Origin of the sequence: Dongia sp. (genome assembly GCF_041909655.1) — a bacterium.
Lineage (GTDB): Bacteria > Pseudomonadota > Alphaproteobacteria > Dongiales > Dongiaceae > Dongia.
Genome location: NZ_JAYRDA010000006.1, coordinates 156,995 through 179,487 on the forward strand (window position 1 = coordinate 156,995; position 22,493 = coordinate 179,487).

Here is a 22,493-nt window from a genome sequence, read left to right on the forward strand (position 1 = left end):
TGCGGTGCGCTCACTACACGCAGAAAAATGGTGCCGGCAGAGGGATTTGAACCCCCGACCTTCGGTTTACAAAACCGCTGCACTACCACTGTGCTATGCCGGCAGCCCTGAATGCCGGTCTGTTTAGCCGGAGGCGGGGGCCCCGGCAAGGATTTTGGGATTTCCAGGAGCCGGAACGGAATGCGGGCGCCCGATGGGGATGGCACCGGACGCCCGCGATCTGAAGCGGGGATGGGGACGGTTGGGTGAACCCCGCTTCATAGGAATCAAGATAAGCGCCACCCCGTTCGGCGTCTGTGATCCGGGTCACAATCGAGTGTCGCTTATCGATGCGGCGTGCACCGAGGTCGAAATTGTCCGCCAATCGACTGAAATCACCCGATCTTTTACGAGCAAATGACAACGCGCGGGGACAGCCATTGGCACTTGGCGGCGCGGGTAAATCTGTTTAGGTTCCCGCCGTCATTTATCCGCCCCGGGGACCCGGCTGGGCGAATCAGGAGTAAGCGGTTGGCGAACAAGTTCAATGCAAAGCGCTGGTGGCGCGCGACGAAGCGTTACATCGGCTGGCGTTTGCGCAACCCTTTGGCTCCCTACGAGAATTATTACGTCGACGTTGTCATGCGGAAGGTGCGCGGCAGTGGTCATCCGGCCATCGGCCCCAATGCGCGGCCCGTGCGCGAGCAGAGCGAATTGCTGGATTTCCTGATCCGCTTCGGCCTGAAACCGACCGACGTCGTGGTGGATTATGGCTGCGGCTCCCTGCGTCTGGGCGAATCGGTGATCAACTATCTCGAGCCCGGCAAGTATTGGGGGGTGGACATCACCCACGAATTCTACGAACTGGGCCTTCAAGGGATTGATCCCGCGTTGATCGGTGCCAAGCAGCCGAAACTGGGCGTCATCAACGCCGAGACACTCGCCAAGGTGCGTGCGGACAAGCCGCGCCTCGTCGCCTCATGGCATGTCTGCTCCAAGGTGCCCGAGGCCAGGCTCGATTCTTACATCGGCAACATCGTCTCGCTGCTTGGCGCCGGCAGCACCGCGATTATCCATTTCCCGGAAACAGCCGAGCGGCGGCAATTGTCGGGTCTCGCCTGGGCCAGCCCGCGCGCCCTGCTTGAGAAGCTCGCGCGCCAGCACGCGCCCAAAGCCGAGATTTCCTTCCAGCCGCTGGTCGAGGGCGAAGCCGACGGCATCCGCCAGACTCTGCTGGTTATCCGGACCTGAGCGTTCCGTTCAGGACTTGTTGGGCGCGATGCGTCCGGACAGGCGATAGCGGCTGCCGGGATAGATGAGCCGCACATGGCTGACCGGTCTGCCGCCGGACCAGGTGCGGCGCGTCAGTTGCAGGCAAGGTTCCTGCGCATCGATCTTCAGATGCTTGCGTTCCCAGGCGGCCGGCAGCACTGCCTCGATGATGTGCTCGGCCTCTGAAATCGGTGCGATCGCCGTCAAATACACATAGGGCGTCTGACGCGCGAAATCCTGGTTGAGGTAATCCTTGGCCAGGCGCGGATCGACATAGCGATCCTCGAGCTGCACGGGCAAACCGTTCTCGCGGTGCAGCAGCACGGAATGATAGACCTTCGTCCCGGGCTTCATGGCAAAGGTCGCGGCGATTTCCGCCGGCGCCGCCACGGCAGCCAGAATCAGCACGTCGGCGCTGTGCTGGTGGCCGCGCTCGGCGATTTCCTCGGCGATGTTCCGTACTTCAAAGAGGGCAGCCTGAGGTTTCGCCGTCGCGATGAAGGTGCCCACACCTTGAACGCGTGTGAGCAAACCCTCAATGGTGAGCTCGCGCAGCGCCCGGTTGACCGTCATGCGGCTTACCCCCAGCGCCTTCACCAATTCCGCTTCCGAGGCGATACGGTCGCCCGGTCCCCAGGTGCCGGCTTTGACCCGCTCGGCGATGAGGCGCTTCACGCGTTCGTAATGTGGGACGATCTGTTGATTCATCTGGCTCGCATGCTCCCCGGACTCGACAGGTCTTCCGGAATCCCAGATACATATACCTGTATAGACAGCCTTCCGGGAAGTAGCCATGCCCAAAGCCCTCTTTGCCCCGCAAGCTTTGCTGCCCGATGGGTGGGCCGAGCAGGTGCTGATCGAGACCGACGCCCGTGGCATGATCACGCGCGTCACCAGGGGGGCTGAGGCGCCGGCGGGGGCGGAGCATTGTCATGGCCCCGTTCTGCCCGGCATGCCCAATCTTCATTCGCACGCCTTTCAGCGGGCGATGGCGGGACTCGCCGAGGTGGCGCTCAATCCGGAGGATTCCTTCTGGACCTGGCGCGATCTGATGTACCGCCTAGTGGGGCGCCTCACCCCGGATCAGGTCCAGGCGATCGCACGCTATCTTTATATCGACATGCTGAAGGGCGGCTATACGGCGGTCGCCGAATTTCACTATCTCCACCATGACCAGAACGGCAGACCCTATGCCGATCCTTCCGAAATGTCGCAGCGTGTGCTGGCGGCTGCGGAAGGAACTGGCATCGCCATCACGCTTCTGCCGGTGATGTATGCCCATGGCGGTTTCGGTGGCAAAGATCCCAGCGATGGCCAGCGTCGTTTCATCCACACGACCGATCAATACCTGAAGCTGCAGGAGAAGCTGGCGGCCTTTTGCGCGAAGCCTGGCCGCCGGCTCGGCTTCTGTTTCCATTCCCTGCGCGCCGTGACGCTCGACGAAATCAAGGCCGTGATGGCGAGTACCGATGACGACCGCCCGGTCCATGTTCATATCGCCGAGCAGCAGAAGGAGGTGGAGGATTGCCTCGCCTGGAGCCGGCGCCGGCCGATCCAGTGGCTCTATGACAATGTCGACGTGGACGATCGCTGGTGTTTGATCCACGCGACCCATGCCGAGCCCGATGAAGTGGCGGCGATAGTAAAGAGCCGCGCCATTGCCGGCATCTGTCCCACGACCGAGGCCAATCTCGGCGACGGCCTCTTCCCCGCGGTGAGCTTCGTCGATCAGGGCGGACGGCTCGGCATCGGCTCTGACAGCCATGTTTCCTTGAGCGTGGTCGAGGAATTGCGCTGGCTGGAATACGGCCAGCGTTTGAAGCACGAACGGCGCAATCGCCTGCATGGTCCGAACACCAAGCATGTCGCCGGCTATCTCTATCGCGCGGCCCTCGATGGTGGCGCGCAGGCTTTGGGCCAGAAGATGGGTGCGATCGCCCCCGGCCATCGCACCGATCTCGTCGTGCTGGACGGCCAGCATCCGCTCCTCGCCCATGTCGGCGGCGACGACATCCTCGGCCGCTGGCTCTTTGCCGGCCTCAACCGGATGGTGAAGGATGTGATGGTGGGCGGCCAGTGGGTGGTTCAGGACGGCCGCCATGCGGACGAGATCGAAGCGGGCAGGGCCTTTGCTGCCGCGGTCAAGGCCGCGATCTAGATTCTGCGACTTTCAAAACTGGAACCGGTGCTGTGACCGACCAGTTCGCCGAACTGAAGGCCGCCATAGATCCGGTTCGGTTCGACGTGAACAGCAACACCTTCGACAAAGCGTGGGGCGCGGTTGCCGATCTTCACTACCTGACGCATCCAGATTCCCGTACCGGGCTCCACGCAGGATCGGAAACCGGCCAGCACCGCGGCACTGTGCGTGCCGTGCAAGAACTCTTCCATGAAATGTCCTTTGACGGAGCGGCCAAAGGCATTGTCCAGCGTGGTGCCGGTCAGCCGGATGCGCAAGCGTGGCGGATTGTCAGGATGATCGCGTTCGATCGCAAGAATAAAGAGATGCGGCAGCAGATCTGGGGCGATGTGGACCGGGTCGACGGCCGTCCCGTCGCGGCGCTTCGACAGATATGCAGCAATCCGCGCCAGGATCGGATTCATCGCCGGCGAGTTTTGGTCGGTATTGGCACCCAATGACGCTCTCTGCGGCGCGTCGTCGGACAGCATGGCACCCCCTTTTCGGCAAAGGGCATTCGCATGGCCCGGGAGTCACAACTCAATCGGACACCCCGGACCATGCTAAGTCAACTGCGAAAGGGCGGCGGCGTCAGGCGAGCTTGGGCCGCAATGCCTTGGGCCAGAGGAAATCGATTACCAAAGCGACGATGATCGACAGGCCGACTAGCGGAAACACGATGCCGAGCAGCGTCAGGATGAGGACGGCACCGCGGGCGACACGGTAATCGCTGGGATAGCGTGGCGCCCCCAGCGTACCCGCCGGTCGGCGCTGCCACCACATGACGATCGCCGAGACCGACATCAGCACGATGGCGATGCAGGCGCCCAACATCAACAGTTGGTTTATCACACCGAATTCCTGACCCATATGGACGCTCACCCCCCATTCGATCGTTTTTCCGCCGGCGCCCAGATCCTGGAAACCGGCATCGAACAGGACCTGGCCGCTGTACTGATCGAGATGGATAATCCGCTCGTCCGCGATGTTGTCGGGATAGACCGAGGCTGTGTAGACACCTTCCGGATCCTGCGGCAGATCCACCGCATAGCCTTTCGAGATGCCCAGTTTGTCGAAGGTAGCGATCGCCTGGCTGAGGCTGAAAGCGGGCGCGCCGGTGGGTGTCGATGCCGGCATGGGCGCATTCTCCAGCGTCCAGTTCACCTCCGTCATCGCCTCCTTCATCGGTACCGTGGAGACGGGGACGTTGTCCCAATAGCCGGTCGGATAGCCGATGCCCATCTGATTGACATAGGTGTTGACCTTGTCGCCCCAGAAGCCGGACCAGGGCAGGCCCGTCACCGCCAGGAAGACGATGAAGAAGCCGGTATAGATACCGGTGACGGCATGCAGGTCGCGCCAGAAGGGGCGCTTCTTGGCACCGTTGCGGATCTTGAACTGGCCGACACCCTTGCCGCGCGGCCACCACAGATAGATGCCGCTCACCACCAATACGACGGCCCAGCCCGCCACGAGTTCGATGACGCGGTTGGCGACCCAGCCGAAGTAATCGAGGCTGTGGATCTTGCGGATCAGGAACATGAACGGAGATCGAGCGGCACCCCCATCCTCAAGTGTGCCCAGCACGTTGCCCGAATAGGGGTCCACATAAACGCGCAGTTTTTCACCCGCTTCGGTCTTGACGGCGACGATCGCGGATGCGTCGACACTGTTGGGCGGCAGATAAGTACGTACTGTTCCAGGAGTCGCTGCCAGGACCTTGCCGACGATCTCGTCGGGCGAGAGCTGCGCGGTGGCCTGGGGCGCGACGGTGAGATACTTGCCGTAGATGACGCTGTTGAGCTCGTCCTTGAAGAGGTAGATGCCGCCGGTGACGGCCAGCAGAATCATGAACGGAATGACCAGCAGGCCGGCATAGAAATGCCAGCGCCAGATGGCACGATAAAGCGGCGAGGGCGCGGTGGCGCGCTCGCCTGCAAGAGCTTGTGACATGGAATTGCCCCATGAAAAGCACGCGCCGCATGGCACGCGCGGATTGACGATCGAGACGAAAATATCGGCTAGATCGTCGCCGGTGGGGCGCGGGCGGGTAGGTCGGAATCGAAGAGCGCCGGACGCGGCAGGGTTATCTCGGCATGGCGTGCATGCGAGGCCGCTTCGGCGCGGGCAATGAGATAGAGCGGGACAAGGTCGGGCTGGGACAGGACCGGCAAGGCGATACCGGCGGCACAGGCGATCCCGCAATTGAGGCAATCTTCGGCGGGTGCCTGCTGCTCCGAACTCCCCGGATCGGCGATGCGGCGGCCCTCGGTGCCATCCTCGACGCAGAGCATGGCAAGGCCCAGCATTTCCTGCTGCGCCATGGCAAAGGCATGGGCGCTCGCGGCCGCCGGCCCCAGGATCGCCTGGAACAGCAGCACGTAACCCAGCACCAGGGCGGGCAGGAACGACCGGCGGCGCAGATGCTTCAGGATCGACGAGCGCAACATGACGCGATGATTACGCCGGGTGGCCGGCCGCGGCAAGAGTCTTTCAAGGGCGCCAGGTCGCCATGGTTTCGACGAAACGCTGCAGGATGGGCCTGACCTTCCCCGCCAAATCCGGCAGATAATCGAAAGGCGCCACTTCGCGCATATAGGTGCGCTGAGCCAGCTCAAGTTGCACCGCATGGATTCCGTTCTGCGGCTGGCCGTAATGGCGCGTAATATGGCCACCCTTGAAGCGGCCGTTGACCACATGCCGATAGCCCGGCGCATCGCAGATGGCGGCCAGTTTCCGCATTAGGCCGTCGGCGCAGGCCTTCCCCTCATTGGTGCCGATATTGAAATCGGGCAGATCGCCCTCGAACAGGCGCGGCACGTTGCCCTTGATCGAATGCGCATCGAAGATCACGGCAAAGCCATGGCGCGCCTTCTTCTCGGCAAGCGCGCTGGCGATGCGATCGTGATAGGGCTGCCATATCTCCGTCAGGTAGCGCGCGCGTGCCGCCTTGTCGGGCTCCTTGCCGGGTGTGAAGAGTGGCTGCCCGTCGAAGAGCGTGTCGGGATAGAGACCGGTCGTCGCCGTCGCATAAAGCGGCTTGTCATCCGACGGCCGGTTGAGATCGATGTTGAAGCGCGACCAGCGCGCGATCAGCAGGCTGGCGCCGAGATCGCGGGCGAAATCGTAGAGGATTGGCAAATGCCAATCCGTATCGCAAAGGCCCTTGGCCGGCGCGCTCAACCCTGCCGCCACTTCCGGCATCAATTCCGTGCCGACATGGGGCATGGAAATGAGCAGCGGCGAGGGGCCGGGGATGAAATCATAGGCGTCGGTCATTGTTCGCCTTCGCCATGGGCTTTGAGGGCAACGATGATGGCCCGCGCCTTCGGGCTGGTGATGGCGAAGGTGGTGGTCTCGGTCGTCTCCGATTCCAGCCGCAGCGTATCGCCATCCTTCAGCGATTCCCCACCGCATTCCGCCGTGCCGTGAATGAGGTGCAGCAGGCTCAGCGGCGCCACCGCCAAGGTCAGCTTCTGCCCCATCACGAAATCAAACCCGTTGACGGCGGCGCGGCCCCAATCGCGTCGCACCATGACGTTGAAATCCTGGATGGCACCTTCGATGAGCCGGCAATCGGTTTGCCATTCGCCCTTGAAGGCATGGGGGCGCAAGGGCTTCGCGATCACGACGGGCGGCGCCTCATTGGCAAAGCTCAGCACCATGCCGTTGCCCGCCACCAGCATGATCTGCCGGTCGATGCCGGTGAAGGTCGAGAAGGGGCCGGGCTTCTCGACATCGGCGATGGAGAGGCGCCAGTTGAAACCGCCATCGGGTGCCGGATCCTGCAGCAGTTCCAAAGTGGAGCCGCCGCCATTCTTCCAGGGCATGCGGCGGTAATCGGCGCCGCCCAGTTTCGTTACGCGCATCTCTTCACCCAGGACCCGTTCTTGACACTGCCGGCGCAGGGATTACCACCGAACCAATAAGCAAGTTCCGCCGGCCGTTCGATCGACCAGATGGCGAGATCCGCCGCCATGCCGGTCTTCACTTGACCGTGGCTGGCCTGGAGACCCAATGCCTGGGCGGCATGGCGCGTCACGCCCAGCAACACCTCTTCCGGCGTCAGGCGAAAGAAGGTCGTCCCCATCGAGAGCATGAGGAGCAGTGACAGGGTGGGCGAGGTGCCCGGATTGTGATCGGTCGAGATCGCGATCGGCACGCCGGCCTTGCGGAAGGCGTCGATCGGCGGCAGCTTGGTCTCGCGCAAGGCATAGAAGGCGCCGGGCAGCAGCACGGCCACCGTGCCGGCCCTGGCCATCGCATCGACGCCCGCGTCGCTTACATATTCTAGATGGTCGCAGGAAAGAGCGCCGAATTCGGCAGCGAGCTGTGTCCCTCCCTGATCCGACAATTGCTCGGCATGGAGCTTCACCGGCAGGCCCAGTTTCTTTGCCGTCTCGAAGACGCGGCGGGTCTGCGCGGGGGTGAAGGCGATCTTCTCGCAGAAGGCATCGATTGCATCGGCAAGGCCCTCGGCGGCGATGGCCGGCAGGATCTCGTTGCAGACGGCGTCGATATAACCTTCGCTGTCGCCGGCAAATTCCGGCGGCAAAGCATGGGCGGCAAGGCAGGTGGTGCGCACGGTGACAAGTCCGGCCTCGCCCAGGCGCCGCGCTGCGCGCAATTGCTTGCGCTCGTTCTCCAGATCGAGGCCATAGCCCGACTTGATCTCGATCGTGGTGACACCTTCCGCCATCAGGCTGGCAAGGCGCAGCGCGCTCGCGGCGACCAGGTCGTCGAGACTCGCCGCCCGCGTCGCCTTTACGGTCGAGGCGATGCCGCCCCCGGCCTTGGCGATCTCCTCATAGGTCGCCCCTTTGAGGCGCAACTCGAATTCCGCCGCGCGGTCGCCGCCATAGACCAGATGGGTGTGGCAATCGATGAGGCCCGGCGTTACCCAGCGGCCGTTCAGCTTGACGGTCTCCTTGGCGGCTCCCAGCGGCATCTCCTTGCGCGGGCCGATCCAGGCGATCCTGCCATCGCTCACGGCAATCGCCGCGTCTTCGATGGCGCCATAGGGAAGCCCGCTCGCCGCCATGGTGGCAACGCGGCAATCGACCAGCAGAAGATCCCAGTTCATATGCGCGCCGATGCTCTCAGGTGTTCAACATCGGCAGATTTAGCCCTTGTTCGCGCGCACATTCAATGGCGCTCTCGTAACCGGCATCGGCATGGCGCATGACGCCCGTGCCGGGATCATTGGTGAGCACGTTTCTGAGGCGCCTGTCGGCATCCTCCGAACCGTCGCACAGCACGACCATGCCGGAATGCTGCGAGAAGCCCATGCCGACACCGCCGCCGTGATGGAGGCTCACCCAGGTGGCGCCCGAGGCGGTGTTGAGAAGGGCATTCAGCAGCGGCCAGTCCGAGACCGCGTCTGAGCCGTCTTTCATCCCTTCCGTCTCGCGGTTGGGGCTGGCGACCGAACCGGAATCAAGGTGATCGCGCCCGATAACGATCGGCGCTTTGAGTTCGCCCTTCCTGACCATCTCGTTGAAGGCCAGGCCCAGCTTCATGCGCTGGCCCAAGCCCACCCAGCAGATGCGGGCAGGCAGGCCCTGGAATTTGATGCGCTCGCGCGCCATGTCCAGCCAGTTATGGAGATGCTTGTCGTCCGGGATCAGTTCCTTGACCTTGGCATCGGTCTTGTAGATGTCCTCCGCCTCGCCCGAAAGTGCCACCCAGCGGAACGGCCCCACGCCGCGGCAGAAGAGGGGGCGGATATAGGCCGGCACGAAGCCCGGAAAATCGAACGCGTTGTCGACGCCGGCTTCCTTGGCCATCTGGCGGATGTTGTTGCCGTAATCGAAGGTCGGAATGCCCATCTTCTGGAAGGCGAGCATGGCGCGCACCTGGACGGCCATGGAATCCTTCGCGGCCTTCACGACGGCTGTCGGATCCTTGCGCCGCATCTCGGCGGCATGGGCCAGCGACCAGCCGGCCGGAAGATAGCCGTTCAAGGGATCGTGGGCGCTGGTCTGGTCGGTCACCATGTCGGGGCGGATGCCGCGCTTCACGATTTCCGGGAAGATCTCGGCGGCATTACCGAGCAGGCCGATCGAGATCGCCTTGCCGTCCTTCTTCGCTTTCTCCAGGAGGCCGAGCGCCTCGTCGAGCGAGTTCGCCTTCACGTCGACATAGCGCGTCTCCAGGCGCTTCTCGATGCGTGAGGGCTCGCATTCGACCGCAATCATCGAGGCCCCGGCCATGGTGGCGGCCAGCGTCTGCGCACCGCCCATGCCGCCCAGGCCGCCGGTCAGAATCCAGCGCCCCTTGACGTTGCCGCCGTAATGCTGGCGCCCGGCCTCGACGAAGGTCTCATAGGTGCCCTGCACGATGCCCTGGCTGCCGATATAGATCCACGACCCCGCCGTCATCTGGCCGTACATCATCAGGCCCTTGGCATCCAGTTCGCGGAAATGCTCCCAGGTCGCCCAATGCGGCACCAGATTGGAATTGGCGAGGAGGACGCGCGGCGCGTTCTCATGGGTGCGGAAGACGCCGACGGGCTTGCCCGATTGGATGAGCAGCGTTTCGTCCTTCTCCATCTTCTTCAGCGTCTCGACGATCTTGTCGAAACAGGCCCAGTTGCGCGCCGCCTTGCCGATGCCGCCATAGACCACCAGCTCGCCGGGGTTTTCGGCCACCTCGGGGTCGAGATTGTTCATCAGCATGCGCAAGGGAGCTTCGGTCGCCCAGGATTTGGCATTGAGCTGGGTCCCACGCGGGGCACGGATGATGCGCTGGTTGGAGGTGGCGGCCATGTCTTTCATCCTATTTGGCTAACTTGTATATACATGTATGGACATTAGCATGCGTGCCCATGAGTGACAACCCTGCGGAGCCCTCTAGCGGCGTGTTCATAAACGGTTTAATCTCAATAACGTAGCTGGGTTGGGGGGATGATGTCGAACGAACTCAAGGGGGTTCTGCTGGCCATCGGTGCGACGGTTGGCTGGAGCCTCAGCGGCGTCTTCGTCCGCTTCGTCCCCACCATCGATCCGTGGACCTTCAACGCCTATCGTGGTGCCAGCATGAGCTGTGCGCTGCTGCTCTGGATGCTCCTGCGCTACCGCGGCGAGATCTTCTCGCATTTCCGCCAGGCGACGCCGATTCCGCTCATAGCCACGGCCGGCTTCTTCGGCATCGGCTCCTCGCTCTATATCCTTGCCATGCAGCAGGCGAGTGTTGCCGCGGTCTCCTGCGTCGCCGCGACCTCGCCGCTCTTTGCGGCCCTGCTCGCCTGGGTCTGGCTGGGCGAGCGCACGCGCCTGGTCGTTCTTCTCGCCATCTTCGTCGCTTTGGGTGGCGTCGCAATCGTTGCCTTCGGCGAGAGCGGCGCTTCGCTCAGTGGTCTCTACGGTTCGCTCGTCGCCCTGCTGGTGGCGTTGTGCTTCGCCGGACAGAGTGTGACCTTGCGGCGATATCATGCGGTCGAGATGGCCCCCTCGCTCATCATCGGCGGCTTCGGCATTTTCCTGGTTGTTAGTCTCACGGTCGGTCTCAAGGCCATCAGCCTCAACGAATTCCTGATCCTCGCTGGCATGGGCACGGTGCAACTCGCTTTGCCGCTGGTCCTCTATATGCGCGGGGCACGCTATGTGCCGGCCGTGCAGATGGTGCTGATCTCGCTGGCCGATGCCGTGCTCAATCCCTTTTGGGTCTGGCTGGTGCATGGCGAGGTTCCGGTGGAAAGCGTCTATTGGGGCGGCCTGATGATCCTTGGTGCCATTGCCGCCGCCACCTGGCCGCGCCGCAGGACCGCCACGGCCTGATTTTTTCCGTTTCCCCGCCTTGAAACCTTGCCGATCCGCGCTATTTCAGCGTGAACGCGCTCTTGCGCGCGTGTCCGGGCCCCTCTGGCCGCCAAGGCGTTGGCGGTGATGTCGGACTTTCCACCTAAATCTGGCGCGGCCGCGGCGTCTTCATAGGATCTGTTCGGAGGGGCCGTGGATATCTCAATCCTGGAATCCGTGTTTATGGGCACGCCCGCTTGGGCGTGGCTCATGTTCGTCACCATTGTCGTTACCTTGCTGGCTCTCGATCTGGGTGTCCTGCACCGCAAGGAACGCGAGATCGGTGTCAGGGAAAGCCTGTGGCTTTCCGCCGGCTATATCGGCATCGCCTGTGCCTTCGGCACGTGGGTCTGGTGGCATCTGGGGGCGGAATCCGGCATGAACTTCTTCACCGGCTTCGCGGTGGAAAAGAGCCTGTCGCTCGACAACGTCTTCGTTATTTCGCTCATCTTCAGCTACTTCGCCATTCCGCGGCTTTACCAGCATCGCGTGCTGTTCTGGGGCATTCTCGGCGTCATCGTGCTGCGGGCGATCATGATCGGGCTGGGCACGACTTTGGTGCAGGAATTCCACTGGCTACTCTATATCTTCGGTGCCTTCCTCATCTTCACCGGCATCAAGATGCTGTTCATGTCCGGCGATGGCCACGATATCGGCCAGAGTCCGGTCCTGCGCTTCCTGAAGCGGCATATGCGGGTGACCCCGCAGCTTCATGGCAAGAATTTCGTGGTGCGTCTCCCCGATCCCCAGACCGGCCGCATGAAATCCTGGGCCACACCCCTGTTGCTGACATTGATGCTGGTCGAGATCGCCGATCTCATCTTCGCAGTCGATTCGGTGCCGGCGATCTTCGCCATCACCACCGATCCCTTCATCGTCTATACCAGCAACATCTTCGCCATCCTCGGCTTGCGCGCGCTTTATTTCGCGCTGGCGGCGATGGTCGAACGGTTCAAATATCTAAAATACGCCCTGTCTTTGGTGCTGATTTTCATCGGCGGCAAGATTTTCTACAACCAGTTCTTCGGCAAACTTGATGCGGCGATCTCTTTGGGCGTCACTTTCGGCCTTTTGGCGCTGGGCGTCCTGGTTTCGCTGGCGCTGACGGCGCGCGAGGAACGGCGCATAAACGCACACGAGATGGAATAGGCAGGCGGCCATGGCTTCGCTATGATCGGCCCGCCGATCGACCAAATGCGAAAGCGAAGCCATGACTGCCAAGTCTTATGCCAGCGTCAACATCATGTCGGAGATCGTCGAACATGTGTCGGAGGACGATCCCCTGTGGGTGCCGCTGGCGGGCGGTGTCAGCTTCCGCCCGCTGATGTTCGATTGCTCGAAAGGCGCCTGGTCGAACGTGCTCAAGGTGACGCCCGGCGGCTCGCTCGCCTGCCATTACCACACGGCGCCCGTCCATGCCTTCGTGCTGGAGGGATCCTGGCGCTATCTGGAACATGATTGGGTGGCCGAAACCGGCAGTTTCATCTACGAACCGCCGGGTGAACTTCATACCCTGGTCGCCGATGCGAAGCTCGGCATGCGCACCTTCTTCGTCACCACCGGTTCGCTGGTCTATACCGACGCGAAAGGCAAGCAGATCGGCTTCGAGGACGTCTTTACTCGGCTGGCGCTGTTTCGGGACCACCTGGCGCGCCAGGGGCTTGATCAGACAATTGCCGATCAACTGATCCGCTGAATTTGGCTGCGATCAGGGTATAGGCAACCGGCACGACGAAGAGGGTGAAGAAGCTGCCGAAGATGAGGCCGCCCACGATCACCCAGCCGATCGCCTGACGCGATTCGGCACCGGCCCCCTCGGCCAAAGCGAGCGGGATGGTGCCCAGCACCATGGCGCCTGTCGTCATCAGGATGGGCCGCAGGCGCAGCACCGCCGCGTCGATCACCGCCTGCATCCGATCCGCACCCGCTTCGCGCCGCTGATTGGCGAATTCCACGATCAGGATGCCATGCTTGGTGATGAGGCCGATCAGCGTCACCAGGCCGATCTGGCTATAGACGTTGAGCGTGCCGCCGGTGAGGTGCATGGCGATGAGGGCGCCGGTCATGGCAAGCGGTACGGTTAGCATGATGATGAGAGGATCGCGGAAACTCTCGAACTGGGCCGAGAGCACCAGATAGATGAAGGCGAGGGCGAGCAGGAACACCACCACGCCGCTCTGGCTCGAGGCCAGGAATTCGCGCGACTGGCCCGAATAATCGACCTGCATCGTGTCGGGAAGCGTGCGTGCCGCGATCTGCTGCAAGGCCTGCAAGGCTTCGCCCGAGGTATAGCCGGGGGCGGCATTGGCCGAGATGGTCGCTGCGCGCAGCTGGTTCCAGCGGTTGAGATCCTTGGGCGCCACCGTCTCGCGGATGCTCACCAGATTGGAAAGCGGAATCATAGCGCCGCCGGCCGCGCGCACGTAAATGAGCTTCGCCTGATCCGGCGTCGTCCGCGAGCGGTCGTCGACCTTGACCACCACGTCATATTGCCGCCCGTCGCGCTTGAACCGGGTAACGTCGCGCCCGGCCAGCAGCGTCTCGATGGTCGAGCCGATGCGGTCGACATCGATGCCGAGATCCGCCGCCTTGTCGCGATCGACCGAAAGCCGGATTTCCGGTTTCGATAATTTGAGATCCGATTCCGGATTGGAGAGGCGCGGATCGGTCATCGCCGCGTCGACCACGGCTTGCGCCGTGGCATCCAGCTCCTCATAGGTGCCGGTGCTCAAGATCACCAGCTCGGCCGCCTTCTGGTTCGGCCGACCACCAAGGGAGGCGGGCACGTTCACATAGGCATTGACGCCGGGCAATTGACTGAGTGGCCCGCGCAGGCTGGCGGCGATTTCCTTGGACGAACGCTCGCGCTCTTCCCAGGGCTTCAGGCGGATCGGCGCCATCGCCTGAGAGGGGCTCTGGTTGCCGGTGACGGTGTTGAAGGCACTGACTTCCGGAATGGGGCCGAACAGCGATTCCAGCTTTGCGACATAGGCCGAGGTGTAATCGAGTGTGGCCCCCTCCGGCCCCGTCACCGAAGCAAAGAGCAGGCCGCGATCCTCGACCGGCGTCAGTTCCGAGCGCAATCCCGAGAGCAGCCAGATGGCACTGCCGGCAACGGCGATGACCAGCAGCACCACCAGCCAGCGGATTCGCATACAGAATTCGAGACTGGCGCGATAGCCGTTGCTGAGCGCCACCAGCAGATATTCGATGGCGCCATAGATCGCGCCATGCTTCTCATGCTCGCGGTCCGGCAGCAGCTTGGCACAAAGCATAGGCGCGAGGGTGAGGGCGACGAAGCCCGATATCAGCACCGCGCCCGCCAGGGTGAGCGCGAATTCGATGAAGAGCTTGCCGGTGCGCCCGGTCTGCAGCGCGACCGGCACATAGACCGCGGCCAGGGTGATGGTCATGGCGAGGACCGCGAAGGCAATTTCCTTGCTGCCGACCAATGCCGCCTTCAAGGGCGACAGGCCCTCTTCGATATGGCGGTGGATGTTCTCCAGCATGACGATCGCATCGTCGACCACCAGGCCGATCGCCAGCACGAAAGAGAGCATGGTGAGGGTATTGAGGCTGAAGCCCAGCGCATACATCATCGCGCAGGCACCGATCAGCGACAGCGGAATGGTGGTGAGTGGGATGATGGTGGCGCGGATCGAACGCAGAAAGAAGATGATGACGAGAAGCACCAGCACCACCGCCTCGCCGATGGTGCGATAGACGTTCTCGATCGACCGGGCGATGAAGGTCGAGGAATCGTAGGCGAGTTCCAGTTTCATGCCGCTCGGTAGCGATTCCTGGATCGAGGGGAGAGCCGCCTGGATCGCTTGCGAGACGTCGAGCGGATTGGCGGTCGATTGCTTGACGATGCCCAGGCTGACGCCGCTCTTGCCGTTGATGCGCGCCCGCACATTGTCGTCATAGGCGGCAAGCTCGATATCGGCGACATCGCCCAGACGCACCAGCGCCTGGTTCGAGCGGCTGACGATGATGGCGGAGAACTCCTCCGGCGTGTTGATACCGGTATCCGAGAGGACCGAGAATTCCCGCGCCTGGCTCTCGATCGTGCCGGCCGGCATTTCCAGATTCTGCGCCCGGATCGCTTCCTCGACATCCTGAACGGTGAGGTTGAAGGCGGCGAGGCGCTCGGGTTTCAGCCAGACGCGCATGGCGGGCTTGCGTTCGCCGAAGATGCGCACTTCGGAAATGCCGGTCAGGGTCTGCAGGCGGTTCTTCACGAAACGATCGACGTAATCCGAAATCTGCAGCGGCGAATCGAGCTCGCTGGTGAAGGCCATCCAGATGATCGGCTGCGCATCCGCCTCGACCTTGGCGATGACCGGTTCCTCGACGTCGTCGGGCAGGCGCCCGCGGGCGCGCGAGACGCGGTCGCGCACATCGGCGGCGGCGGAATCGATGTCGCGGTCGGTGCGGAAGGTGATGCTGATGCGGGATGATTCGGCGCGGCTGGTCGAACTGATGAAATCGATGCCTTCGATGCCGGACAGGCTTTCTTCCAGCGGCTGCGTCACCTGGATTTCGATGATCTCGGCCGATGCGCCGCGGAAATCCGTGCGCACGCTGACAATGGGCTCGTCGATATTCGGGTATTCGCGGACGGTCAGCCGCTCATAGGCGATGACGCCCACCAGCAGGATGATGAGATTGATGACGGTGGCGAAGACAGGGCGGCGGATGCAGAGCTCTGGCAGGCGCATCGCTCCGTTCCCCTATCGCTCGACGATCTTGGCGTCGGCGCCGGGCCGCAGCTTGATCTGCCCGTCGGTCACGACGATGGCGCCGCTCTCGATACCGCTCACGATCTGTACCTTGCCGGATTCGCGCACGCCGGTCGCGACCGGCACCAGTTCCGCCTTGCCGTCCTTGAGCTGATACACGAAGACCTTGTCGCCGCGGGCCACCAGGGCTTCTTCTGGTATGGTGACGGCATTGGCGATCTGGCCCGCTTCGATATCGACTTCGATGAAAAGGCCTGGCTTCAGGCGCCCATCGGGATTGTCGATTTCGGCGCGGATCGAGACGGCACGTGCTGCCGGATCCAGATTGGGATCGATCGCCACGACCGCGCCATTGAAGCTCTCGCCGGGATAGGCATCGGTCTTGATCGCGACGCGGGTGCCCAGTTTCACCACGGCAAGTTCCGTCTGCGGCAGGGTGAAGTCGACATTGAGGCGGTCGATGCGCGCCAGCGTGAAGATCGCCTGGCCGGGCGTCAGATATTCGCCGATGCTCACTTGCCGCAATCCCAACTCGCCGCTGAACGGCGCCGAGATGCGTGTCTTGTCGATCGTGGCATTGGCGAGATTGAGCGCCGCTTCGGCGATGCCGAGTTCGGCGACGGCCTCGTCGAGCGCCTTTTGCGTGCCGGCGCCTTTCGACATCAGGCTGCGGGCGCGCTCGGCATTGGCCTCCCACAGCACTTTCTTGGCCGTCGCGTCGGCGATCTGGGCCCGGTACATGGCGGTATCCAGCTCGGCCAGCAAATCGCCTTCCTTCACCTCGCCCCCTTGCCGGTCGGAAATCATCACGACGCGGCCGGCGATTTCCGGGCTGATGGTGACGCTGTCCGAGGCGGTGAGGGTGCCGATGGCGCGCGAGCGGCGAATCAGTGTTTCGGTCTGCGCCTGGGCCACATAGACCGGGACGGGCGGGGTGGCCTGGGCGGCGGGAACCGGGGCGGCGGTCGATGCCGGCATCAGGCTGGAGGGCATCCAGTTCTGCGGCAGGTGATCCCGGGCCAGGAACAAACCACCGCCAAGCGCAGCCAGAACGCCCAAGGCGATCATTCGGGGAAGGCGGGAGCGGGTGGGAATCGGCTGCATTTGTTTCGGTCGAGTCCTGAAGTTTGGCGATTATCGGCGGATTTCTTGGCTTTTATTGACCTTCCGCCGCCCCCCGAGCCGGCTCGGTATCGTGTTTACGCTGATGATCGGGGCCCGGCTCACCGGTTGCAGACATAGATCCACATCAGTTTACACGCCTCCGGACGGTAAAGCCTGCGCGGCCAAGCATAATAATCCGCCTTCTCCGCCGCACCGACCATGAATTTTTTGCGGCGCGGCAATGGGGTCGGCCCGCGCATTCGTGTTGACAGGCTGGTTGGCCTTGAAGTACATGCTGCCCCGCCGAACAGACGCGCCAAATCGCTGGTGTCGATCCTGTCTTGCGCGGGTGTAGCTCAGTTGGTTAGAGCGCCGGCCTGTCACGCCGGAGGCCGCGGGTTCAAGTCCCGTCACTCGCGCCATTCTCCTTTCATAAATTCCTATGCCGTTTCAATGTGTTGCCGGTGGCCGGAAGGTCAATTTACGGCACTTTGGCGTGGTTTTTACCCTTCCGTGGCCGCGTTAACCTCTTTATAGTGTGCCCCGCCTGGAATCGCGGCCAGCATCGCGATCAGGGTCTTTTGCGCTGCGAAAAATTGGCGTAAAGGACCGCAGCCGTCGCGGCCCGCCGATCAAATACTTGGGGCGCCGCGCCGGGACCGAATATTGGGTGAAGCCGAGGAAAGCGTTGGGGATGGACGAGCTGCTCATCGAATACCTGCCAATCCTGATCTTCCTGGTGATCGCCACGGCGCTGACCCTGGTGATGGTCGCAGCCTCGCTGCTGCTGGGGAAGCAGAACCCCGATTCGGAAAAGCTCTCGCCTTATGAATGCGGTTTCGAGGCGTTCGACGACGCCCGCCGCCAGTTCGACGTGCGCTTCTATCTTGTTGCCATTCTCTTCATCATCTTCGACCTGGAAGTGGCCTTCCTGTTCCCCTGGGCGGTCTCGCTCGGGAATATCGGGATGTTCGGTTTCTGGTCGATGATCATCTTCCTTGGCGTCCTCACCGTGGGCTTCATCTACGAGTGGAAAAAGGGCGCCCTGGAATGGGAGTAAGCCAAATGAGCCAGCCCCAAATGGTGCCAGCCAGCAATGCCATCCTGCGGCCGGGTCCGGCGCAGGACCAGGTTCTGACCGAGGTCACCAACGAACTCCAGGACAAGGGTTTCGTGGTGGCGCAGATGGACAAGCTGGTGAACTGGGCGCGCACCGGTTCGCTCTGGCCGATGACCTTCGGCCTCGCCTGCTGTGCCGTGGAAATGATGCACGCCTACATGGCGCGCTACGATCTCGACCGTTTCGGCGTCGTGCCGCGCGGGTCGCCCCGCCAATCCGACGTCATGATCGTTGCCGGCACGCTCACCAACAAGATGGCTCCCGCTTTGCGCAAGGTCTACGACCAGATGGCCGAGCCGCGCTGGGTCATCTCCATGGGCTCCTGCGCCAATGGCGGCGGTTATTATCACTATTCCTATTCCGTGGTGCGTGGCTGCGACCGCATTGTGCCGGTCGATGTCTACGTGCCGGGCTGCCCGCCGACGGCCGAGGCGCTCGTCTACGGAATCCTGCAACTGCAGAAGAAGATCCGACGCACATCGACGATCGCGCGCTGAACCAGCGCGGGCAACGTTGAACTGGGCTTAGGGGAAGGGTAGGGCCATACCATCATGACCGATGCTTACCGCGAGTTGGGAGATCATATCTCGGCCGCCCTCGGCGACGCCGTGCTGCGTACCGAGGTGGTTCTGGGCGAACTCATGGTCTATGTCCCGGCGGCGCGTCTCGAGCGGGTGCTGAGTTTCCTGCGCGACGATCAGAAATGCTTCTTCAAGATGCTGATCGACATCTGCGGCGTGGATTACCCCGAGCGGGCCGAGCGCTTCGACGTCGTCTACAATCTCCTCAGCCTCAAGCACAACACGCGCTGCCGCGTGAAGGTTGCGGTGGGCGAGGATGAAGCGGTGCCGAGCGCTGTCGGCATCTATCCCGCCGCCGGCTGGTTCGAACGCGAAGCCTACGACCTCTACGGCATCTTCTTCGACGGCAACCCGGATTTGCGGCGCATCCTCACCGATTACGGTTTCGAGGGGCATCCCTTCCGCAAGGATTTCCCGCTCACCGGCTATGTCGAGGTCCGCTACGACGAACAGCAGAAGCGGGTCATTTACGAGCCGGTGAAGCTGGTTCAGGAATTCCGCTCGTTCGACTTCCTCTCGCCCTGGGAAGGCATGCTGCAGCCGCGGCCGGTTCTCCCCGGTGATGAAAAAGCGGCCCCCGACCAACAAGGCGCCGCCCCGGCTGGAAAGACCAACTGATGGCCGAAATGCAAATCAAACCGATGACCATGAATTTCGGGCCGCAGCATCCGGCGGCCCACGGTGTGCTGCGCATGGTCATGGAAATGGATGGCGAGGTCGTGCGCCGGGTCGATCCCCATATCGGCCTGCTGCATCGCGGCACCGAGAAGCTGATCGAGTACAAGACCTATACCCAGGCGATCCCCTATTTTGACCGCCTCGATTACGTCAGCCCGATGTGCCAGGAGCATGCCTTCGTGCTCGCCGTCGAAAAGCTGCTGGGTCTCGAAGTGCCGCTGCGCGGCCAGTATATCCGCGTCATGTTTGACGAAGTGACGCGCATCCTCAATCACCTCCTCAACATCCCGGCCTATGCCATGGATGTGGGCGCCATCACGCCCTTCCTCTGGGTGTTCGAGCAGCGCGAATTGCTGATGGAATTCTACGAGCGCGTCTCGGGCGCGCGTCTGCATGCCGCTTACTATCGTCCGGGCGGCGTGCATCAGGACATTCCGGCCGGCCTCCTCGAAGATCTCTGGGCGTGGAGCGAGCAATTCCCCCAGATCGTCGACGACATGGAAGGGTTGCTCACCAACAACCGCATCTTCAAGCAGCGTCTCGTCGATGTCTGCCCGGTTTCGGCCGAGGATGCGATCGCCTGGGGCTTCACGGGGCCGGTCCTCAGGGCCTCGGGCGTGCCGTGGGATCTCAGGAAATCGCAGCCTTACATGGTCTATGACCGCATGGATTTCGACATTCCGGTCGGCAAGAACGGCGATTGCTACGATCGCTATCTGGTCCGCGTCGCCGAAATGCGCGAAAGCCTCAAGATCGTGCGCCAGTGCATCAAGGAAATGCCGGGCGGTCCGGCCAGTTCCACCGATCACAAGGTTACCCCGCCCAGCCGCGGCGAGATGAAGCAATCGATGGAATCGCTGATCCATCACTTCAAGCTCTATACCGAGGGCTATCACGTGCCGGCGGGCGAGACCTATACCGCGATCGAAGCGCCCAAGGGCGAGTTCGGTGTCTATCTGGTGTCCGACGGCACCAACAAGCCGCATCGCTGCAAAATCCGCGCGCCGGGTTTCCCGCATCTCCAGGCCATGGACTTCCTGTGCAAGGGATACATGCTGGCGGATTCGGTGGCGATCCTCGGCTCCCTCGACATTGTCTTCGGCGAGATCGACAGATGAGTGCTTCTGCAAATACCGACGTGGTTCAGCCGGAGAGCTTCGCTTTCACGGCCGAGAACCTGGCAAAGGCGAAGGTCATCATCGCCCGCTATCCGGAAGGCCGCCAGCCCTCCGCGGTGATGCCGCTCCTCGATCTGGCGCAGCGCCAGCATGGCTGGATCCCGCGCGTCGCGATGGATGTGATCGCTGGCATGCTCGATATGGCGCCTATTCGCGTCTACGAGGTGGCGACCTTCTATTCGATGTACAATTTGCAGCCGGTCGGCAAACACCTCATCCAGGTCTGCCGCACGACGCCCTGCTGGTTGCGTGGTTCCGACAACCTCACCGATTACCTGAAGAAGCGCCTCGGCGTCGGTATGAAGGAAGTGACCAAGGACGGTCTCTTCTCGATGATGGAAGTCGAATGCCTCGGCGCCTGCTGCAACGCGCCGATGGTGCAGATCAACGACGATTTCTACGAGGACCTGACGCCGGAAACGCTGGGCAAGGTGCTCGACGAGCTGGCCGCCGGCCGCAAGCCGCAGACCGGTCCGCAGAACGGCCGACGTGCCTCGATGGCGGAAGGCGGCAAGACGACTCTGCAGGAGATTCCCATCTCCTACGACATGTCGCCGGATCTGGTGGGAGGTAAGTGATGCTTCAGGACCAGGACCGCATCTTCAAGAACATCTACTGCCAGGACGATTGGCGCCTCGCCGGCGCGCGTCGCCGCGGCATCTGGGACAATACCAAGGCGCTTCTGGAAGCCGGTCCCGACAAGATGATCGACGACATCAAGGCCTCGGAATTGCGCGGCCGTGGCGGCGCCGGTTTCCCCACGGGCATGAAGTGGTCCTTCATGCCCAAGCAATCGGACGGGCGTCCCTCCTATCTCGTCGTCAATGCCGACGAATCCGAGCCCGGCACCTGCAAGGACCGCGAGATCCTGCGCTTCGATCCGCACATGCTGATCGAGGGCTGCCTGATTGCCGGTTTCGCCATGCGCTGCAAGGCGGCCTATATCTATATCCGCGGCGAATTCTACCAGGAGGCCGTCCACGTCCAGACGGCGATCGACGAAGCCTATGACGCCGGCCTCATCGGCAAGAACGCGTCGGGCTCCGGCTACGATTTCGACGTCTATCTGCATCGCGGCGCCGGCGCTTATATCTGCGGCGAGGAATCGGCCCTCATCGAAAGCCTCGAAGGCAAGAAGGGGCAGCCGCGGTTGAAGCCGCCATTCCCGGCGGCGGTCGGCCTCTATGGCTGCCCGACCACGGTCAACAATGTCGAAACAATCGCGGTGACGCCGACCATTCTGCGGCGCGGCCCCGCTTGGTTCGCCGGTCTTGGCCGGCCGAAGAATGTCGGCACCAAGCTCTTCTGCGTGTCGGGCCATGTGAACAAGCCCTGCAATGTCGAGGAAGAGATGGGCATCCCCTTGCGGGAACTCATCGACAAGCATTGCGGCGGTGTGCGCGGCGGCTGGGACAATCTGCTGGCGGTGATCCCCGGCGGCTCCTCGGTGCCGATGCTGCCCAAGCATATCTGCGACGACGTGCTCATGGATTTCGATAGCCTGCGCGCGGTCCAGTCGGGCCTCGGCACGGCGGCGGTCATCGTCATGGACAAGTCGACCGATCTCATTGAGGCGATCACGCGCTTTGCCCATTTCTACATGCATGAAAGCTGCGGTCAGTGCACGCCGTGCCGCGAAGGTACCGGCTGGATGTTCCGCATCATGACGCGCTTCGTGAAGGGCGATGCCGATCCGTCCGAGATCGACATGCTGCTCGACATCTCGAAGCAGATCGAAGGCCACACCATCTGCGCGTTGGGCGATGCGGCGGCGTGGCCGATCCAGGGTTTGATGCGCCATTTCCGACCGGTGGTGGAGGAGCGCATGCGCGCTTTCCGCGGCCGCCAGGCGGCTGAGTAG

At 62.7% G+C, this 22,493-nt stretch carries 21 protein-coding genes and 2 tRNA genes; 12 read left to right on the forward strand and 11 right to left on the reverse strand.

Going from position 1 to position 22,493, the window contains the following annotated elements:
* Window positions 1–28 precede the first annotated feature (28 nt).
* A tRNA-Thr gene (locus ACE3PR_RS13995) sits at window positions 29–103 on the reverse strand.
* 407 nt (window positions 104–510) lie between these two features.
* Between ACE3PR_RS13995 and ACE3PR_RS14000 the strand changes: the two genes are divergently transcribed.
* Complete coding sequence (locus ACE3PR_RS14000; protein ID WP_374373007.1) at window positions 511–1,230, forward strand: hypothetical protein; 720 nt, start codon at window positions 511–513, stop codon at window positions 1,228–1,230.
* A gap of 9 nt (window positions 1,231–1,239) precedes the next feature.
* Here the strand turns inward: ACE3PR_RS14000 and hutC are convergent, their stop codons facing one another.
* A complete protein-coding gene (gene hutC, locus ACE3PR_RS14005) occupies window positions 1,240–1,959 on the reverse strand; it encodes a histidine utilization repressor (RefSeq protein WP_374373009.1) in 720 nt (239 codons plus the stop codon).
* An 85-nt stretch (window positions 1,960–2,044) separates the two neighbouring features.
* On the opposite strand from hutC, the gene ACE3PR_RS14010 reads away from it, so the two are divergent.
* Window positions 2,045–3,409 carry a formimidoylglutamate deiminase gene (locus ACE3PR_RS14010; RefSeq protein ID WP_374373012.1) on the forward strand — a complete coding sequence of 455 codons (1,365 nt, stop codon included), beginning with the start codon at window positions 2,045–2,047 and terminating at the stop codon, window positions 3,407–3,409.
* Here ACE3PR_RS14010 and ACE3PR_RS14015 read toward each other — a convergent pair.
* The 7 genes from ACE3PR_RS14015 to hutU all read right to left on the reverse strand — a co-directional run bounded on the left by ACE3PR_RS14015 (window position 3,406) and on the right by hutU (window position 10,197).
* Window positions 3,406–3,921, reverse strand: coding sequence for a hypothetical protein (locus ACE3PR_RS14015; RefSeq protein ID WP_374373014.1), 516 nt, complete (start codon window positions 3,919–3,921; stop codon window positions 3,406–3,408). The genes ACE3PR_RS14010 and ACE3PR_RS14015 overlap by 4 nt on opposite strands.
* Window positions 3,922–4,021: 100 nt before the next feature.
* Window positions 4,022–5,383, reverse strand: coding sequence for a PepSY-associated TM helix domain-containing protein (locus ACE3PR_RS14020; RefSeq protein ID WP_374373017.1), 1,362 nt, complete (start codon window positions 5,381–5,383; stop codon window positions 4,022–4,024).
* Between the two features lie 68 nt (window positions 5,384–5,451).
* Window positions 5,452–5,880: a DUF2946 family protein gene (locus tag ACE3PR_RS14025; protein WP_374373019.1), complete on the reverse strand. Its 429-nt coding sequence runs from the start codon at window positions 5,878–5,880 to the stop codon at window positions 5,452–5,454.
* 43 nt (window positions 5,881–5,923) lie between these two features.
* On the reverse strand, window positions 5,924–6,709 hold the full coding sequence (hutG, locus tag ACE3PR_RS14030) for an N-formylglutamate deformylase (RefSeq protein WP_374373021.1): 786 nt from the start codon (window positions 6,707–6,709) through the stop codon (window positions 5,924–5,926).
* The gene (locus ACE3PR_RS14035; RefSeq protein WP_374373022.1) at window positions 6,706–7,299 is read right to left on the reverse strand and encodes a HutD family protein; all 594 of its coding nucleotides are present in this window, start codon (window positions 7,297–7,299) and stop codon (window positions 6,706–6,708) included. The genes hutG and ACE3PR_RS14035 overlap by 4 nt, the downstream gene beginning before the upstream one ends.
* Window positions 7,290–8,513, reverse strand: a complete 1,224-nt coding sequence (gene hutI / locus ACE3PR_RS14040) for an imidazolonepropionase (RefSeq protein ID WP_374373025.1) — start codon at window positions 8,511–8,513, stop codon at window positions 7,290–7,292. Before hutI ends, ACE3PR_RS14035 begins: the two co-directional genes overlap by 10 nt.
* 16 nt (window positions 8,514–8,529) lie before the next feature.
* Window positions 8,530–10,197 (reverse strand): urocanate hydratase, encoded by a 1,668-nt coding sequence (gene hutU / locus ACE3PR_RS14045; RefSeq protein WP_374373027.1) that lies wholly within the window; start codon window positions 10,195–10,197, stop codon window positions 8,530–8,532.
* Between the two features lie 138 nt (window positions 10,198–10,335).
* On the opposite strand from hutU, the gene ACE3PR_RS14050 reads away from it, so the two are divergent.
* From ACE3PR_RS14050 to ACE3PR_RS14060, 3 genes are all read left to right on the forward strand, one after another.
* On the forward strand, window positions 10,336–11,208 hold the full coding sequence (locus ACE3PR_RS14050) for a DMT family transporter (protein ID WP_374373030.1): 873 nt from the start codon (window positions 10,336–10,338) through the stop codon (window positions 11,206–11,208).
* Window positions 11,209–11,412: 204 nt separating this feature from the next.
* The gene (locus ACE3PR_RS14055; RefSeq protein ID WP_374373465.1) at window positions 11,413–12,378 is read left to right on the forward strand and encodes a TerC family protein; all 966 of its coding nucleotides are present in this window, start codon (window positions 11,413–11,415) and stop codon (window positions 12,376–12,378) included.
* 61 nt (window positions 12,379–12,439) lie between these two features.
* On the forward strand, window positions 12,440–12,925 hold the full coding sequence (locus tag ACE3PR_RS14060; protein ID WP_374373032.1) for a 2,4'-dihydroxyacetophenone dioxygenase family protein: 486 nt from the start codon (window positions 12,440–12,442) through the stop codon (window positions 12,923–12,925).
* Here the strand turns inward: ACE3PR_RS14060 and ACE3PR_RS14065 are convergent.
* The gene (locus tag ACE3PR_RS14065) at window positions 12,846–15,950 is read right to left on the reverse strand and encodes an efflux RND transporter permease subunit (RefSeq protein WP_374373035.1); all 3,105 of its coding nucleotides are present in this window, start codon (window positions 15,948–15,950) and stop codon (window positions 12,846–12,848) included. The genes ACE3PR_RS14060 and ACE3PR_RS14065 overlap by 80 nt on opposite strands.
* A gap of 12 nt (window positions 15,951–15,962) precedes the next feature.
* Window positions 15,963–17,030 (reverse strand): efflux RND transporter periplasmic adaptor subunit, encoded by a 1,068-nt coding sequence (locus tag ACE3PR_RS14070; protein WP_374373037.1) that lies wholly within the window; start codon window positions 17,028–17,030, stop codon window positions 15,963–15,965.
* A 390-nt stretch (window positions 17,031–17,420) separates the two neighbouring features.
* Here ACE3PR_RS14070 and ACE3PR_RS14075 point away from each other — a divergent pair.
* The 7 genes from ACE3PR_RS14075 (at window position 17,421) to nuoF (ending at window position 22,493) form a co-directional block, all read left to right on the forward strand.
* Window positions 17,421–17,497 (forward strand) — tRNA-Asp (locus tag ACE3PR_RS14075).
* 272 nt (window positions 17,498–17,769) lie between these two features.
* Window positions 17,770–18,135, forward strand: a complete 366-nt coding sequence (locus tag ACE3PR_RS14080; RefSeq protein ID WP_374373040.1) for an NADH-quinone oxidoreductase subunit A — start codon at window positions 17,770–17,772, stop codon at window positions 18,133–18,135.
* Window positions 18,126–18,692, forward strand: coding sequence for an NADH-quinone oxidoreductase subunit B family protein (locus tag ACE3PR_RS14085; protein WP_374373042.1), 567 nt, complete (start codon window positions 18,126–18,128; stop codon window positions 18,690–18,692). The genes ACE3PR_RS14080 and ACE3PR_RS14085 overlap by 10 nt, the downstream gene beginning before the upstream one ends.
* 54 nt (window positions 18,693–18,746) lie before the next feature.
* Complete coding sequence (locus tag ACE3PR_RS14090) at window positions 18,747–19,394, forward strand: NADH-quinone oxidoreductase subunit C (protein ID WP_374373045.1); 648 nt, start codon at window positions 18,747–18,749, stop codon at window positions 19,392–19,394.
* The gene (locus tag ACE3PR_RS14095) at window positions 19,394–20,572 is read left to right on the forward strand and encodes an NADH-quinone oxidoreductase subunit D (protein ID WP_374373048.1); all 1,179 of its coding nucleotides are present in this window, start codon (window positions 19,394–19,396) and stop codon (window positions 20,570–20,572) included. Before ACE3PR_RS14090 ends, ACE3PR_RS14095 begins: the two co-directional genes overlap by 1 nt.
* Window positions 20,569–21,210 (forward strand): NADH-quinone oxidoreductase subunit NuoE, encoded by a 642-nt coding sequence (nuoE, locus tag ACE3PR_RS14100; protein ID WP_374373050.1) that lies wholly within the window; start codon window positions 20,569–20,571, stop codon window positions 21,208–21,210. The genes ACE3PR_RS14095 and nuoE overlap by 4 nt, the downstream gene beginning before the upstream one ends.
* Window positions 21,210–22,493, forward strand: a complete 1,284-nt coding sequence (nuoF, locus tag ACE3PR_RS14105) for an NADH-quinone oxidoreductase subunit NuoF (RefSeq protein ID WP_374373052.1) — start codon at window positions 21,210–21,212, stop codon at window positions 22,491–22,493. Before nuoE ends, nuoF begins: the two co-directional genes overlap by 1 nt.